This window comes from Bacillus sp. FSL K6-1012 (assembly GCF_037964915.1).
Lineage (GTDB): Bacteria > Bacillota > Bacilli > Bacillales > Bacillaceae > Bacillus > Bacillus halotolerans.
Genome location: NZ_CP150175.1, coordinates 3,520,905 through 3,537,488 on the forward strand (window position 1 = coordinate 3,520,905; position 16,584 = coordinate 3,537,488).

Genomic DNA, 16,584 nt, shown 5'->3' on the forward strand with positions numbered 1-16,584 from the left:
TTATTCATTATTTTTTCCTTTATATCTCTATCTTATACAGCAGACCGTTAATGGTGCGCACAAAATAAAAGAGCCCTCTCAATCGAAAGGGCTACATATTTTAAAGCGTTTTCATTTTATCCATAGCTTTTCAATCTCTTCGAGCGATTTATTCTTCGTTTCCGGACAGATTGTGACGACAAACAGGAAGCAGAGAATGTTAATGACGGCAAAGATCCAGAACGTGTAGGCCAGTCCGAACGAGCTGATCATCATCGGCACAAACTGCCCGATCGCCCAGTTTGCTCCCCATAAAAAGATGGTGGCGATCCCTGCGGCTCTCGCCCGCAGATGGTTCGGGAAAATTTCAGAAATCATAATCCATGTGATCGGCCCGACCGATACACAGAACGCGGCGACAAACCCTAATATAAAGAAGATCAGCATAAATCCGCTTGTTAACTGAAAATAAAACGAAGTCCCGATTAAGATCATAAAAATAGCCATGAAAGCAGAACCGATGGACATCAGTTTTTTGCGCCCGACTTTATCAATCAATAAAACTGCGATGACGGTAAAAATGACTTCCACGACACCGACAATACAGGTTGTCACAAATCCGGCATTTTGTCCGAATCCCATCATTTTAAAGATTTCCGGTCCGTAGTAGGTGATGGCGTTCATGCCGATCACTTGATTAAAGAGCGCCAGCAGGATTCCAATGATAAGCGCTTTTCTGAGACCTGGTTTGAAGAGCTGTGATAGTGACCCCATTTGTTCTATTTTTAAAGAGTTTTCAATGTTCTTCAATTCTTCTTTTGCGACAGTTTCTCCATTAATGCGTGTCAGAATCGATAACGCTTCTTTTGTTCTGCCTGCTTTCGCCAGCCATCTTGGACTTTCCGGCACGACCAGCAGGACTAGGAAAAAAATAACGGATGGCACCATTCCGTAAGCGAGCATCCATCTCCATCCGGTTTGCACGCCCCATTCATATGTTCCGGAACGCTGGACAGCGAGATTAATAAAGTACGTTGCGGAAATACCCAGTATCGTAAAGAGCTGATATAAGGAAGATAAACTTCCGCGTATGGCGGGCGGCGCCGCTTCTGTAATATAAGTCACGGATAATGACGAACCCATTCCGATCCCTAAACCTCCGATAATCCTCGCGATGATTAAGGTCGACACGTCTTGTGAAACAGCAGAAACAACTGCTGATACCGCAAATAACAGGGCCGCTGTCATTAAGATTTTTCTGCGTCCGAACCTGTCGCTTAAAAACCCGGATACCCCGACTCCCGCAACTCCTCCAATCATAATGCTTGAAATCACCAGCCCCTCCATGAACGGACTCAGGCTGTATAAATCCTTTAGAAAACCAATAGCACCGGAAATAACTGCAGTGTCATAGCCGTACAATAAACCGCCAAGCCCCGCCGCGCATGATATCAAAATCACAAATCCCATTGAATGGCTTCTTGTTACAGGAGCATTTGGTTCTAATTGAGTTGGAGTATTCTTCATTTCTCTGCCCTCCCGAAAGTTGAGTAAAGCGTTTACATTTTCCGTTCCAATTGTACGTACTTATTTAAAAATTTAACGAAAATTATTGTTTATTAGTACGTACAAATATAGAATAATCCCGTTTGCATTTTCTGTCAATGTTTTCTTGTATAGATCACTGTGATATACTAAAATTTGTCCGTATACATTTTGGAGGAATGGATATGTTACCAAAATATGCTCAAGTAAAAGAAGAAATCAGTTCATGGATTAATCAAGGCAAAATTCTGCCCGATCAAAAGATCCCTACCGAAAACGAGTTAATGCAGCAATTTGGCGTCAGCCGGCATACCATTCGTAAAGCCATCGGAGACCTCGTATCGCAAGGCCTGCTTTACAGCGTGCAAGGCGGGGGCACCTTTGTCGCTTCACGCTCTGCTAAATCAGCGCTGCATTCCAATAAAACGATCGGCGTTCTGACGACCTACATATCAGACTATATTTTTCCGAGCATCATTAGGGGAATCGAGTCTTATTTAAGCGAGCAGGGATATTCTATGCTTCTGACAAGCACAAACAACAATCCGGATAATGAACGCAGAGGATTAGAAAACCTGCTGTCACAGCATATTGACGGATTGATTGTAGAACCGACAAAAAGCGCTCTGCAAACGCCGAATATTGGCTACTATCTCAATTTAGAAAAAAACGGCATTCCTTTTGCGATGATTAATGCGTCATACGCCGAGCTTGCCGCACCGAGTTTTACTCTGGATGATGTGAAAGGCGGCATGATGGCGGCCGAGCACCTGCTCTCTCTCGGCCATACGCACATGATGGGTATTTTTAAAGCTGATGACACGCAGGGTGTCAAACGGATGAACGGATTTATACAGGCGCATCGCGAGCGTGAGTTATTTCCTTCTCCGGATATGATTGTGACGTTTACGACGGAAGAAAAGGAATCAAAGCTGCTGGAGAAAGTAAAAGAGACATTGGAGAAAAACAGCAAAAACATGCCGACTGCTATTCTTTGCTATAATGATGAAATTGCACTGAAGGTTATTGATATGCTTCGGGAGATGGATATCAAGGTGCCTGAGGATATGTCCATCGTTGGGTATGATGATTCCCATTTCGCGCAAATCTCTGAGGTGAAATTAACCTCTGTGAAGCACCCAAAGTCTGTGCTGGGAAAAGCGGCTGCAAAATATGTTATTGACTGTTTAGAGCATAAAAAGCCTAAGCAGGAAGATGTCATTTTTGAGCCTGAGCTGATCATCCGTCAGTCCGCAAGAAAGCTGAATGAATAAAAAAGCAATGTATGGGTTTCCCCTTTACATTGCTTTTTTATGGCCTTTATCTGTTTTTCCAAATGTCAGCCACGATTTCAAATGAACGCATTCTGTCAGCGTGATCAAAGGTTTCTGAGTTGACCATAATTTCATCGGCCTGAGTTGTTTTGACAAAGTCTTCGAGCTTTTCCTTCACTTCTTCAGGACCGCCGACGATGGTTGAACTAAGCTGCTCATGAACCATTGCCTTTTCATATGGGCTCCAGATTTGATCCATGTCTTCTACTGGCGGCTTCAGCTGGTTCGGCGTGCCGCGGACAAGATCAAGGAATCGCTGGTAATGCGATGTAGCCAGATGCTGCGCTTTCTCGTTTGTATCTGCGGCGATAATCGTTACGCCGACCATCGCATACGGTTCATCGAGCACTTCTGACGGTGTAAAGGAATTGCGGTACAGCTCCAAAGCGGGAACCGTATTCGCCGGTGAGAAATGAGCAGCGAATGCAAACGGAAGGCCCAGCTCACCTGCAAGACGGGCACTAAAATCGCTTGAGCCCAGCAGCCAAATCGGCACATCTATGCCCTCTCCCGGAATGGCGCGGACTTGATTGCGCACGTTTCCTGACGGTTTAAAGTAATTGCGCAGTTCCTCTAATTGTTCTGGGAAATCTTCACCGCTGCCGATGTTTCTGCGGAGCGCCCTTGCAGTCAATTGGTCTGTTCCCGGTGCACGTCCGAGCCCCAGATCAATCCGTCCGGGATACAGTGTTTCCAGTGTGCCGAATTGTTCAGCGATTACAAGTGACGAGTGGTTCGGAAGCATAATACCGCCGGAACCGACGCGGATTTTCTTTGTACCGCCGGCAATATGGCCAATCAGAACCGATGTGGCAGAGCTTGCGACACCTTCTATATTATGATGCTCAGCGAGCCAGTAGCGATGATAGCCCCATTCCTCAGCACGGCGCGCCAAGTCCATGCTGTTTCGGAATGACTCTGCTATCGTTCCTCCTTGAACAACAGGAGATAAATTCAAGACAGAAAGCAAGGTATCTTTGCGTTGGTTGTTAGACATATTGTTCTCCTTTGCAGTTGTGATATAAGTAAACAGCCTCATGCTGTTATGTCTTTATCGAAAGGACTTCTATCACACCATAACACAACTGCGTTTAGGATTAAAAGAATTTGATTCGATGAGATTCGAACAATTTTCAACTAGAAAATACAAAATTATTATGAATATAAGATAAATAGTTTAGTATTTATATATACTAGATCAAAATCCCTAATGCCCTTTTAACACAAGTGAAATTTCCTAAATTAATATAACCATTCTTGATAAACAAATGTCGATAATGTTAATATTAGTAATATAATAAAAAGAAAGGAAGTTTCTATGTTAAAAAAATTCTTAATAACAGGGTTTACCACAATCTTATTAGCAACATTAATTTTAGGTGGTAACACTAATAAAGCCTTAGCAGCTGATTTTTGGTCTGGTAATCAACACTACTTAAATGTAAATGGATTTACTGATGCATCCTACTACACTAAAAAAGCAACAACCGTTGATTTTACTCTTGCATCGCCGTATCCAGGAGCTAGTACATTTAAAGGAAACCTCTACTTACAACGAAAGTCCGGTAGTAAATGGACTACTTGCAAAAAAACGACTTTTTCTTTTATGTACCGGGTGACTAAATCATTTTCTCTAAAAGGTTGTAAAACAGGCTATTATCGTGTTAAAGCTACCTTTAATGGTTCTAAAGCAACAAACACTACCAATACTTTTAAGATAAACCGATAATAATTAATATATATCTATTAGCAAAGGAGCTCAAAAAAATGAGCTCCTATATTAGCATTCGTATTTTCCCTCAATAAACAGCTCCTGCGCAACCTCAATAAAAAGCTTAGCCGCCAGAGAAGCCTCCTTCAGCGACGGAACAGCAAGCTGCACATCGCGGTATACCTGCGGGTCCAGATCCCGCGTCACCACATGCTCCGGCAGCAGCATGCCCGACATGGACATTTCTGATAAAATCGCCAGCCCCAAGCCTTCTCTGATCATATTGATCGAGGTGTTCATGTTATAGACTGTAAAAGCGGCGTTCAGCGTAGCGCCCGCCTGCCTGAACATATCGTGAAAAGGTGATTCATAGCCGCCGTCACAGACGATTATTGGTTCATGATCGAGATCTTTCAGCGTAATGGCTGAACGGCTGCAAAGCGGATGATCATCTCTGAGCACGACGGCCATTTTATCTTTTTTCAGATGAATGTACTCCATCTCGTCTGTTGGATACAGAAGAATGCCGACATCTATCATCCGCGTGTGAAGCCACTCCTTAACTTCATTTACGGTTCCCTCATGCAGTACGAGCTCCAGTTTCGGATATTTTTGTTTAAACTCACTGATCAGCTTCGGCATAAAATAAGCCGAGGCAGTTGAGAATGTGCCAATATGGATCGTTCCCAATTCGAAGCCTTTTTCCGCGGCCGCGACTTGTTCAACTTTTTCAACACCTTTTAAAACTTCCCTGATGTGGACTAAAACCTTTTTTCCTGTCTCGGTCAGCATCAGGCCATTGCGGCGGTCACGGATGATCAGCTTCACATCAAGCTCTGCTTCAATGGCAGAAATCGCATGGCTGACAGCCGGCTGCGTCATGTTCAGCGCCTGCCCCGCTTTTGTAAAACTTCCCGTTTCAGCTATTTTTACGAAAACCCTTAATTGTGTAATGGTCATAACAATTTACTTATGCTCCTTATAAAAAAGATTCATTTTATTTATCTTATATTCTACCGTATCATATGATGGAAAAGTTCTACAAGGAGTGATCAAAAAGTGAACCAGCTCTCAAAAACGCGGACAGCGCTCCTGCTCGCCTTTCTCGTCATCATGTGGGGCGTCAATTGGCCGCTGTCGAAAGCAGCGCTCGCCTATTCGCCGCCATTGTTGTTCGCGGGCATCCGGACGCTGATCGGCGGACTTTTATTAGTCATTGTCGCACTGCCGCGCATTCATAAATTGCGCTTAAAAGAAACATGGCCGATTTATCTTGTTTCTGCGATTTTAAATATTACATTATTCTATGGTCTGCAAATGATCGGGCTGAATTATCTTCCAGCAGGCTTGTTTTCCGCTATCGTCTTCTTTCAGCCGGTGCTGATGGGTGTGTTTTCTTGGCTGTGGCTTGGCGAATCGATGTTTGCGATGAAAGTGATCGGGCTGATCCTCGGTTTTGCGGGTGTAGCGGTCATTAGTGCCGCGGGCTTTGGCGGGCATATTTCTGTCATTGGGGTTCTGCTCGCTCTCGGTTCCGCAATCAGCTGGGCGTTCGGGACGGTATATATGAAAAAAACAGGGAGCCGCGTCGATTCCATTTGGATGGTCGCCTTGCAGCTGACGATCGGAAGCGTGTTTCTGTTGATATCCGGCTTTGGGACAGAAAGCTTTTCCGCGATCCAATGGACAGCTCCTTTTATCACGAGCCTGCTGTTCATCTCTGTATTCGTCATCGCGCTCGGCTGGCTTGTCTTTTTTACCCTTGTCGGTTCAGGAGAAGCAAGCAAGGTCGCATCATATACTTTTTTGATCCCGCTCATATCAATCGTGGCCAGCTCCATTTTCCTGCATGAACCGCTCACCTTAAGCCTCTTGGCGGGTCTGCTGCTGATTGTCACGAGCATCTGCCTCGTGAATTCGAAATCCAAAGCACAGAAAACCGCGTCGATTGGTGTAAAGGAGAAGGCCGCACAATAAAAAAAACCCTCTTGCCGGATGTGGGACTGACCCCATAAGATGAGACAAATAAAAAACACCTTCAAGTTTGAAAACGGATAGTTGTTATCCGAAATAAGACTTGGAGGTGTTTTTTGTATGGGAACAAGAGCGAGTTATCCGATTGAAGTCAAACAGAAGGCTGTAGAAATGAGATTGGCAGGTGTGCCTATGAAAGAGATCATGCAGGAATTGAATATCAAGAATAAGACGCAGGTTCAGACATGGGTTAGATGGCATAAGGCTGGGGAAACACATCGATTTGAACAGCCTGTTGGTAAGCAATACACTTACGGAAAAGGTCCGGAGTACTCTTCCGAATTAGAGAAACTGCAGGCTGAGAACCGTTATCTGAGACAACAAAATGAAGTTTTAAAAAAGTACAACGAATTGGAAAGGAAGTTGATAGTCAAACGTCAGTCGAACTTGTAGAAGTATTGCGCAACACAATGACCGTACAGAATATCTGTGTTCATTTAGGTATTTCACGAGCATCTTATTATCGTTGGAAAAAGAACCTGACGAAAGATCATCCCAAATGCCATTTGGAAAAACAAATCGGCACGTTGTGCCGAGAGCACAAGTATCGATATGGATATCGAAAAATTACAGCTATATTAAAAAAGGGAATGCGTATTAACCATAAAACGGTTCAGCGTATCATGCAGAAAAATCAGTGGCAGTGCCGGGTTAAGGTGAAAAAACGCAAGAAGAATGGGCAGCCATATGCCGTGGTCGATAACATATTGAATCGGAACTTTCAGTCTGATCGTCCTCTTGAAAAACTAGTAACGGACATCACATATTTGCCTTATGGACAGAAACAATTGTACCTTTCCAGTATATTGGATGTATACAATGGAGAAGTGATTGCTTTCACGATTGGAGATAAGCAGGACAAAGACTTTGTCTTAAACACACTTGAGCAACTGCCAACACTGCCTCAGAACTGTGTGTTACATAGTGACCAAGGATCTGTGTATACATCTTATGAGTATCAGAAAGCTGTTAAAACAAAAGGCATTACCATGAGCATGTCCCGCAAAGGGACGCCCGCTGATAATGCCTCCATCGAATCGTTTCATTCCTCACTAAAGTCTGAAACGTTCTATCTTAACAGCATTAATCGAACCACGACCGCCATCGTAGAACGCACTGTCAAAGAATACATTTATTATTATAACAACATTCGTATTCAAACGAAACTAAACAGCCAATCACCGATAAGCTATCGGCAATTGGCTGTATAAAAGTGTTTTGATCCCTGTCTCAAAAACAGGGGTCAGTCCCTGTGGCAAGAGGGTTTTTCTTATTTACTGATACTTGCGTCCTTTGACCAAATATGCAACTGTAATCAAAAGGTAGATCGCCGCAGTGATGAGCGTAATGACAATTGACGTTGTCATGATGACCCCGATCAGAATGGCGAGTAATGCCAGAACCGCAAACCATGTCGTGTACGGGAACCATTTGACATAATAAGCAGGTGTTTCAGTTTGCTCTTTTCTCGATTTCAAATGGGCGAATCCGATGATCAGCCAAATGAATAAAACGGTATATCCCAATGAACCCATTAAGTAATTAAACGTTTGGCTTCCTGCGAACAGAGAAATCAATACGCCAATATATAGAGAAGAAGTGCACATCAGAATCGCAAACATCGGGACGTTTTTCGATGAAAGCTTCGAAAAGATTTTCGGAAGTCTTCCGTCAGTTGCCTGTGTATATAAAATGCGTGATGATCCGTATAAACCTGAGTTCATTGAAGAAATGATCGCCAAAAGGATGACTGCGTTCATGATATGATCCGCGCCCGGAATGCCAACCATTTTAAAGACCATCACGAAAGGACTTTCCGGAACGGAATTCACTTGATTCCACGGGATCAGACTGACAATGATGAAAAACGGAAGCAGGTAGAATGCGACAATCCGTGTTAATGTGCTGCGGACTGCTTTCGGGACAACCTGTTCCGGATTTTTTGTCTCAGCCAGCGTCACACCGATAATTTCTGTACCGCCATAGGAATAGATGACGACAAGCATGGCTGTGATCAGCCCGGTGCCTCCGTGCGGGAAAAATCCGCCGTGCTCTGTCAGATTCGAAAACCCGGCCGCTGTATGATCACCGAATGATACAAATAAGAGCAGCAATCCTAATAAAATAAAGATAACAATAACGGTAATCTTGATCATAGCCAGCCAATACTCAGTTTCGGCGAAGATTTTTACAGAAAGCAAGTTCACAATCGTAACAACAAGAGAAATTGCTAATGCCAGCACCCAGATCGGGCAGCCCGGCAGCCAATATTGAATAAAGATCGCAGCTACAACAGCCTCAGCCGCAATGTTAAGCACCCACATTTTCCAGTAGATCCAGTCCAAGAAATATGCAGCGTAATTTCCTAACACCTGCTGTACAAGATCACGGAAGGTTCTCGCGTTTCGGTTGCGCACAGCCATTTCTGCGAGCCCCTGCATTATAAACAGCAAAATAATGCCGCCGAGCAGGTATGCGATAATGACCGATGGCCCTGCCACATCGATTGCCGAACTGCTTCCTTTAAATAAACCTGCTCCGATTGCACCGCCCAGCGCCATCATCATAATATGGCGGGACGTCATCGTGCGTTTTAACGTCTGATTGTCCTTTTTCATCCTCTTTTTCCTCTCCTTCTCGTCTTCAAAAACAAAAAAAGCCCGCCGTCTCTTATCTATACGAATAGATAAAGAGACGACGAGCCTTCGGCTGACCGCGGTACCACTCTTGTTGATCCTTCCTAGAAGAATCCAGCTTTTTGACCCTGTAACGAAGGTTAGCCGTTAAAACATGGGGAATATTCAATCTATTCCGTTTCGTCCTACCACTCCCGGGCGAGTTCAAAGAAGAATCAGGCTGCGTCGCACCATCCCGCAGCTCTCTGTTCTGATACCTTTCTTTTACTGCTCCCAATCTATGTGTTTTAGTTTTCTGAAAAACTTAAATTTTATGATCTGAATATATTAACATAATATACGTGCTTCTCTTTTCTCTGTCAATAACTTGCGAGAAAAAAGAAATTGTTATTTTGTCCCTTTCTGAATGGCCTTCCAGAAGGATTCCGATTCGTGTCCTAAAGCATAGACAGAGACACCGGCTATTTTATATTGTTTCGCCAGACGGCTTTTTGTTTCGATTGTTTTTTCATTTTCATACCAAACGACATGTTTATGTTTCTTTTTGTCAGTGTAAGAAAACGTCATAGAACCTGTTTTTTTATTGAATGCCGGCTTTGCTTTCTGCTTCTTAATGAGGGACTTGATGTCATTCCATTCCTTCGCTGAGCTGCTGCTTCCGTCTTTCAGATCCCAATCATAGCCGTACGCAGGGACCCCCATGATCACTTTGTTTGCTTTGATTTTTTTGACAGAAAACTGCAGCGAGCGCTTGATCCAGCTTGTGCTTGCCACTGAGCCCGGTTCGCCCCAAATGCCGTGTTCGTCGTAAGTCATGACTTGCACATAGTCGGCATATTTCCCGATTTTCGCATAATCATACGGCCAGCTCCAGTCATCGTTTTTATCATCGGCGCTTTTGGCCGGAACGGAAACCATTGTTTTGATATGTTTCTTTTTCAAAGCTTGTGAGACATATTGAATGAAGCTTGAGTATGCAGAACGGTCTTTCGGATTAACTGCCTCAAAATCAATATTGACTCCGTAATAGTGGTGCTTTTTTGCCAAAGAAATGAGCTGGTCTGTGAATCGTTTTCTCGCTGTTTTGTCAGTCATGACCCGATTCGCTAAGTTTCCGTCAAAATCATAAATAGCGTCATTATAATTGGAAATGACGGCCCACGTTTTGATTTTATTTTTCTTCGCGTATGTAAGCTGCTTGCTCGGGACATCGCCAATCACACGTCCGTTTTTATCAAACGCAAACGTATCAGTGGCAATGGAGCTGATATATTTATGGTACTTCGTAAGAGAATTGTATGATGCCGTATCCCCAGTTGTATAGCCTAATGTCATACCGGCAGCCTTTGCTTCTGTTTTTGTATACATAAACAGAACGATCGCAATAGCTAGTGAAACAGCTATGATCAGCCACTTTTTCATTTCGTTCCCTCCTTTTTGACGTCATATTCTTCTCATCGGCCAAATTTTTGGAAAATGAAGTTTTTTCAAGCAGAAAGCCCGGCATAAGTTGCCGGGCTTTTTCAGATCAGCGGTCAGATACGAGAATATAAGCCGCTTTAACCGGACCGTGAACACCGACCACCAAATCCATTTCGATGTCGGCGGAGTTGCTCGGTCCTGTAATGTAGTTAATGCATGAGGGAACCGTGATGCCGTCAGCCATATTTTGCCGGATGATATCACTGGCTTGTGTCATTCTCGGCACTATGCTTGATTTCGGCACAATGGCAATATAGGTTGTCGGCAGAAGACTGACAGAGCGGCCGATGTCTTTTGAAGAATAAAGGACAACCGTACCCGACTCGGCCAGTGTGATTTCACTGAATGTAATCCCCACATTCGCTTGCTCCGCTTTTTTGATATTTTCTTCACCTTGGTCAGCATCCCATTCCCAGACTTGCGTTCCTTCACCAGGCCAGTCTTTGGTGAGCAGGCTATTTAAACCGTAAGCCTCAAACCGGGGGTCCTTCGGAATGATGACAGGCCCTCCGGAAAACCGGCTGACTTGTTCGCGCAAGGCATCGTACAAACCGATTGAATCCGTCTCAATCAGCTCAGTATGGATTTTGACACAATGGTTTTTGAGCACCGTGACTAAGTCATCGGCCGAATACCCTTCAAATGTTTTATATTGCGGCTGATGCGCCCACTCCGGGACGGCCACGCCACCCGTTCTTCTGTCTCGGCCAAGGCGTGACGCGATCCGGTTTAAAAAGCTCTCTTGATTCTGAATGGTTCCCTTCGTCATCACTGCTCCTCCTTCGTGCGTTCACTTGTTTCTCTGTCTGTAAACCAGTCTCTGAATCTTGATTTATGCGGTGCCGGGAAGTCGCGGATTTGCGTCCAGCCTTTAAGCGGGCCGGGCCCTTTTGAAATTTTGTCATCCTCTGTAAAAGGCGTCATGGCGGCCGGCGCCCATTTTGAGCCCATTTTATAAAGCGACAAAGAGGAAGACCCAAGACCGAACGCTTTCATCGCAAGCTTTTCACTGATCGGCGCTCTGCCTTCTTTTTCGACGATGTTCTGACGATGCTTGAGAAGCAGCTCATGAAGCGGGATTTTGACCGGGCAGGCTTCTGAACAAGCCGCGCACAGTGTAGACGCGTACGGCAGCTCCTTATAATCGTCATAACCGCCGAGCAGCGGCGATAAAACGGCCCCGATCGGCCCCGAATAGATCGAGCCGTATGAGTGTCCGCCGACATGGCGGTACACAGGGCAGACATTGATACAGGCAGCACAGCGGATACATTGCAGCACAGACTGAAATTCGGTGCCGAGAATGTTGGACCGGCCATTGTCAACAATGACAAGATGGAATTCCTCCGGGCCGTCGATTTCGTCTTCCAGTTTTGGGCCGGTTAAGGCCGTGATATAACTCGTCAGCCGCTGTCCGACAGCACTTCTTGTCAGCATGCCGACAAGCACTTCAAATTCGGAAAATGACGGGACAATGCGCTCCATTCCCATAACAGTAATTTGTGTTTTCGGCAATGTCGTGACAAGCCGCCCGTTTCCTTCATTGGTTACAAGGCTGACTGAACCCGTGTCGGCAATGGCAAAGTTGCAGCCGGTAATGCCGATATCGGCTTCCAGAAATTTTTTCCGAAGGATGCCGCGCGCATGCATGACGAGCTCTTCCGGTTTTTCTGTGTGTTTATAGTCCAGTCTTTCTTTAAACACATCGCGAATCTGCTCTTTATTTTTATGAAGAGCCGGTGCCACAATATGTGACGGCGGGTCGTGATCATCAATCTGCAAAATATATTCGCCGAGGTCAGTTTCGACGACTTCGCAGCCTTCCTTCTCCAGCACTTCATTCAGATTGATTTCTTCTGTCACCATAGATTTAGACTTTACGATTTTTTTGCCGTTTTTCTTTTGAATCACGCTGCGGATATAAGAGGAAGCTTCTTCAGCTGTCTCAGCAAAATAAACGTGTCCCCCTCTGCTTGATACATTGGATGCAAGCTGCTCCAAATAAAAATCAAGATTTTCAAGGACATGCTGTCTGATCTCCTCAGATAACGAACGCCATTCTTCCCAGTTTCCCAGCTCTTCGGCTGCTTCCAGCCGTCTCGTCCGCAGACGCTCCTGCGCACCCGAGACAGCGCCTCTCATAAATTCATTATCGATCCCCTGTGATACCCGCTCTTTAAAAGCGTCAGTACCGATTTTCATCGCCATGATCCTTTTCCCCCTCTGTATCCAGTGTTATCTGCTGTTGAGCACTTCGGCGATGTGCATCACTTTGACATTCTTGTCCTTACGATCAAGCCGACCTCCGATATTCATCAAACAGCCGCAGTCAGCGCCGATGAGCACCTCTGCTCCCGTATCCTCCACACATGCGACTTTCTCATCAACCATCTGCTCAGAAATCTGCGCCATTTTAACAGAGAACGTTCCTCCGAATCCGCAGCAGTTGTGTTTCCCCGGAAGTGACGTGAATTCAAGCCCCTTCACATGGCTCAGCAGTTTCATCGGCTCCTCAGATACGCCAAGCAGCCTCGTCATATGGCATGACGTATGTAAGGTCGCTTTTTTATGAAGGGTCGCGCCGACATCCTCTACCCCAAGGACGTTGACGATAAAATCTGTTAATTCATACGTTTTATCCGCCAGCTTCTGCGCTTTATCCGCCCATTTCGGATCATCTTTAAACAGGTGCGGATACTCCCTGAACATTGTGGTGCAGGAACCGGATGGACTGACGACATAATCTGACTCCTGAAACGTTTCAATCATTCGTTTCATTGCTTTTTTGGCGTCATTGACGTAACCGCTGTTGTAAGCCGGCTGCCCGCAGCAGATCTGCCCCTCCGGAAAATCAACCTCACATCCGAGCCGCTCAAGCAGCTCTACCGTTGCTTTTCCTACGTTTGTTTGAAACATATCAACAAGACAAGTGACAAAAAGTGAGACTTTCATGATGAACCCCTCTCTCATCCCCAATATATGATCTGGTCATCTGATGACCTGAAGTTAAAGCTTTTACCAATATCGTACACTATTTGGACACAAAATTGAAAGCATTTTCTAATGATTTCAGCAATAAAAAAACGCCTGTACATAGGACAGAGCGTTCAAAAGGGCTGATATTGCTTTTTAATGTTCCTGCGTATTTCTTATATGTTTTCACAAAGAGATAAAGGAACGAAAGAGCACTGAGAAGGACGATCCAACCCGCGCCTCCTCTCATTAGCGCAAAAGGGTTTCAAACAAAAAAGCACCGATGAACGCTGAACCTGACATATCCCATAACCCTGGTGTATAGTACAAGCTTTTGCGGACAAATAGACCAACCAAAAATAACCATGTAAATAAAAAGGAACCTGGTTATGTATGATTAACCAGGTTCCTCATTAAATCCATCCTTTCTCCTCAGCAATACTAGCCGCTTCTGTCCGATTTTTCGCATTCAGTTTTTGGATGATTTCTGAAATATAGTTTCGGACTGTGCCTTGAGATAAATAGAGTTCAAGTGTGATGTCTTTTGTTGTCTTGCCTAAAGCAGCCAGCCGCAGTATTTCTTGTTCTCTTACAGTCAGCGGATTTTCATCACGAATCATGTTGAAGGTTAATTCCGGGCTGAACATCCGTTTTCCCTTTACACACTTTCGTATGGCATCTGCCAGATCGTCAATTTCCCCATCCTTCAAAAGATATCCGTGTACACCGGCTTTGACGGCGCGTTCAAAATATCCTGGGCGGGCAAAGGTTGTCAGAATAATGACCTTGCTTTTACAGCCTTTTTTCATTAGCTCCTCTGCAACCTCCAGCCCGCTGTGAACCGGCATTTCAATGTCCATGATGCAGACATCCGGCTCCAGCCTGAGAATGGCTTTCAGCGCCTCTTCTCCATTTAACGCTTGTCCGATGACCTTCATATCCTCTTCCAGGTCAAGCAAGGATCCCAGAGCGCCTAAAAGCATTCGCTGATCCTCAGCAATAAACAGACGAATCATCTATTTCGTCCTCCTATCATTCTGCTTTTCTAATGAGCGGAATCGTCAGTGTCAACACCGTTCCGTTATGGTCTGAAAGAGTCATCTCTCCGTCAATAAACATCAGCCGCTCTTCCATTCCCCGCAATCCATTCCCAAACATCTTCTCCTTCACCGCTCCTGTTCCGTCATCCCGTATGAGAACGGTCATTTTGTCGGCATATTGAGAAATGGTGACTGCACAATGGGTCGCTTTGCTGTGCTTGATGATATTTGTCACTGCCTCCCGCATACACATACTGACAATATTTTGAGTGACGGGGGATATGTCTGAAAAATCTTCGGTCCCTTCGTATTGAAAAGTAATATTACCCGCTCTTAAAATGTGCCGAATGTTGGCTAGCTCCTCCGTCATGGTGACCGTTCTCATATCCGCTACAAGCTCACGAACTTGTTTGAGTGCCGCACGCGAGCTTGTTTCCATTTCTTTTGCTTCAAGCTTGGTCCGTTCTGCATCTGCTGCCGCCAGCCGCTGAATCAGCTGGCTTTTTAACGTGAGGAGCGAGAGGGTATGGCCGAGTGTATCATGAAGATCGCGGGCTATCCGAACACGTTCCTCTCTTTTAGTGAGTTCCTTTATATGTTCGTTGGCTTGGTCAAGCTTTTTTTCAAGCTCTATTCTTCGAAACATGGAACGAATTCCGAAGGGAGAAATCAGCATAATGACCAGAAACGGAAGAACAGAAAACAGCTCCCTGATCGAAGCCGAATCCGCCAGAAAATGATACAGGCAAGGAAATATCAGCATGAAGACAAGCCCAAAGAAAGCACGGTTGAACTTCGTTTTCTCACGGTAATAGCCCACAAAGTTTGCCGGGAAAAACCCTAAATAAATATAGCTGATATGATAAAACAAACTATAAATAAAAATAATGGCCATTTGCGCGCATAACCAATACGTAAATGAAGGTCTGTCCGCACTGACGAACAATTGACGATATGTCACAACAAATAGGAGCAGCATGCCATATCCCAGCACTTGTTTGCTGCCTGATTCTCTCAATAAAGAAAGAAACGGCATAATGGTATACACCAAAAAGATATAAGGGAAAAAACCGAAATGCTTTGGAAATATGGAATTTATGAGTTTCATGTATTACACCGCTTCTTGTTTTCTTCTTATATACTTAAATAGTAGCATGAAGATCACTAAATAAGCGATTAACATCAGAATATTTTTCCAGGTTGGAAGCTCGCCTTGAACAAGAGCCCACGCTCCGCTCCCAAAATGATAAGACGGGAGCCATTGACCTATGTTTTTCAATATGTCCGGCATGACCTCGATCGGCATCCACATGCCCCCGCTTATCGCCAGCAGCATGTAAAGCACATTACTGACCCCGGCTGCCGTTTCTACTTTTCTCATGAGACCGATTAATGTCCCTAACGCTAAAAACGGAAATGCCCCAATTAAAATCCAAAGCCCGCTCATGACCCATTCAAACGGTGACAAGTCAATGCCGTTTATGATGGCGCCGGCAAGAAAGATGACAGTAATAGATAAAAGATGAATGACACTTTGCCCGATCATCTGAGCCGCCAAATAAATATGATCCGGCAGAGGCGTGATGCGGATAAAAACTGACCAGCCTTGTGCCCGTTCTTGTACCAAACGGATTCCAAGCGTCATCATAGACGAACCCATTACGCTGAAGGTGGTCATTGACATTAAATAATGGGCATTCCAGGCATCCTTGTCAGGAACATTGGTATTCACTACGTTTGTAAAGAGATAGTAAAAGGCAATCGGCATAACAAGCGACCAAAACACAAAGTATTTATTCCTGAGCACCCTTTTCATTTCAGCTATGCACTGTTTCCGCAGCATGTTCATC

15 protein-coding genes, 1 pseudogene and 1 other annotated feature are annotated in these 16,584 nt (G+C 44.7%); of the genes and pseudogenes, 4 read left to right on the top strand and 12 right to left on the bottom strand.

Annotated elements, in window-relative coordinates:
* Positions 1-111: 111 nt before the first annotated feature.
* Positions 112-1,506 carry an arabinose-proton symporter AraE gene (gene araE / locus NSS75_RS18305; protein ID WP_024122896.1) on the bottom strand — a complete coding sequence of 465 codons (1,395 nt, stop codon included), beginning with the start codon at positions 1,504-1,506 and terminating at the stop codon, positions 112-114.
* Between the two features lie 203 nt (positions 1,507-1,709).
* On the opposite strand from araE, the gene araR reads away from it, so the two are divergent.
* Positions 1,710-2,798: an arabinose utilization transcriptional regulator AraR gene (araR, locus tag NSS75_RS18310; RefSeq protein ID WP_141243758.1), complete on the top strand. Its 1,089-nt coding sequence runs from the start codon at positions 1,710-1,712 to the stop codon at positions 2,796-2,798.
* A 46-nt stretch (positions 2,799-2,844) separates the two neighbouring features.
* On the opposite strand, the gene NSS75_RS18315 is transcribed toward araR, so the two are convergent.
* Positions 2,845-3,855, bottom strand: coding sequence for an LLM class flavin-dependent oxidoreductase (locus tag NSS75_RS18315; protein ID WP_106021985.1), 1,011 nt, complete (start codon positions 3,853-3,855; stop codon positions 2,845-2,847).
* A gap of 321 nt (positions 3,856-4,176) precedes the next feature.
* On the opposite strand from NSS75_RS18315, the gene NSS75_RS18320 reads away from it, so the two are divergent.
* Positions 4,177-4,587, top strand: a complete 411-nt coding sequence (locus NSS75_RS18320) for a hypothetical protein (protein ID WP_101859928.1) — start codon at positions 4,177-4,179, stop codon at positions 4,585-4,587.
* Positions 4,588-4,638: 51 nt separating this feature from the next.
* On the opposite strand, the gene NSS75_RS18325 is transcribed toward NSS75_RS18320, so the two are convergent.
* Positions 4,639-5,529 carry a LysR family transcriptional regulator gene (locus NSS75_RS18325; protein WP_339234302.1) on the bottom strand — a complete coding sequence of 297 codons (891 nt, stop codon included), beginning with the start codon at positions 5,527-5,529 and terminating at the stop codon, positions 4,639-4,641.
* Between the two features lie 99 nt (positions 5,530-5,628).
* Between NSS75_RS18325 and NSS75_RS18330 the strand changes: the two genes are divergently transcribed.
* Positions 5,629-6,546 carry a DMT family transporter gene (locus tag NSS75_RS18330; RefSeq protein WP_339234306.1) on the top strand — a complete coding sequence of 306 codons (918 nt, stop codon included), beginning with the start codon at positions 5,629-5,631 and terminating at the stop codon, positions 6,544-6,546.
* A gap of 117 nt (positions 6,547-6,663) precedes the next feature.
* Positions 6,664-7,814 (top strand): IS3 family transposase gene (locus NSS75_RS18335; RefSeq protein WP_339234310.1). Its coding sequence is split into 2 segments (ribosomal slippage): positions 6,664-6,937 and positions 6,937-7,814, totalling 1,152 coding nucleotides; the frame shifts between segments, so codons are not numbered across the junction.
* Positions 7,815-7,877: 63 nt separating this feature from the next.
* Here the strand turns inward: NSS75_RS18335 and NSS75_RS18340 are convergent.
* The 9 genes and pseudogenes from NSS75_RS18340 to NSS75_RS18380 all read right to left on the bottom strand — a co-directional run bounded on the left by NSS75_RS18340 (position 7,878) and on the right by NSS75_RS18380 (position 16,583).
* Positions 7,878-9,221 carry an amino acid permease gene (locus tag NSS75_RS18340; RefSeq protein WP_101859925.1) on the bottom strand — a complete coding sequence of 448 codons (1,344 nt, stop codon included), beginning with the start codon at positions 9,219-9,221 and terminating at the stop codon, positions 7,878-7,880.
* Between the two features lie 69 nt (positions 9,222-9,290).
* Positions 9,291-9,529, bottom strand: a binding site (T-box leader).
* 97 nt (positions 9,530-9,626) lie between these two features.
* Positions 9,627-10,661: a glycosyl hydrolase family 18 protein gene (locus NSS75_RS18345; RefSeq protein WP_257988142.1), complete on the bottom strand. Its 1,035-nt coding sequence runs from the start codon at positions 10,659-10,661 to the stop codon at positions 9,627-9,629.
* Positions 10,662-10,767: 106 nt separating this feature from the next.
* On the bottom strand, positions 10,768-11,490 hold the full coding sequence (lutC, locus tag NSS75_RS18350) for a lactate utilization protein LutC (protein WP_101859923.1): 723 nt from the start codon (positions 11,488-11,490) through the stop codon (positions 10,768-10,770).
* Positions 11,490-12,929 (bottom strand): lactate utilization iron-sulfur protein LutB, encoded by a 1,440-nt coding sequence (gene lutB, locus NSS75_RS18355; RefSeq protein ID WP_095712986.1) that lies wholly within the window; start codon positions 12,927-12,929, stop codon positions 11,490-11,492. Before lutB ends, lutC begins: the two co-directional genes overlap by 1 nt.
* Before the next feature lie 27 nt (positions 12,930-12,956).
* Positions 12,957-13,673 (bottom strand): lactate utilization iron-sulfur protein LutA, encoded by a 717-nt coding sequence (gene lutA, locus NSS75_RS18360; RefSeq protein ID WP_213417999.1) that lies wholly within the window; start codon positions 13,671-13,673, stop codon positions 12,957-12,959.
* Between the two features lie 229 nt (positions 13,674-13,902).
* A pseudogene (locus tag NSS75_RS18365) lies at positions 13,903-14,030 on the bottom strand (DUF2812 domain-containing protein); the annotation flags it as partial.
* Positions 14,031-14,107: 77 nt separating this feature from the next.
* A complete protein-coding gene (gene yvfU / locus NSS75_RS18370) occupies positions 14,108-14,710 on the bottom strand; it encodes a two-component system response regulator YvfU (protein WP_024122907.1) in 603 nt (200 codons plus the stop codon).
* Positions 14,711-14,726: 16 nt separating this feature from the next.
* Positions 14,727-15,842 carry a sensor histidine kinase gene (locus NSS75_RS18375; protein ID WP_339234316.1) on the bottom strand — a complete coding sequence of 372 codons (1,116 nt, stop codon included), beginning with the start codon at positions 15,840-15,842 and terminating at the stop codon, positions 14,727-14,729.
* A 3-nt stretch (positions 15,843-15,845) separates the two neighbouring features.
* Complete coding sequence (locus tag NSS75_RS18380) at positions 15,846-16,583, bottom strand: ABC transporter permease (protein ID WP_024122909.1); 738 nt, start codon at positions 16,581-16,583, stop codon at positions 15,846-15,848.
* Between the last annotated feature and the right edge of the window lies 1 nt (position 16,584).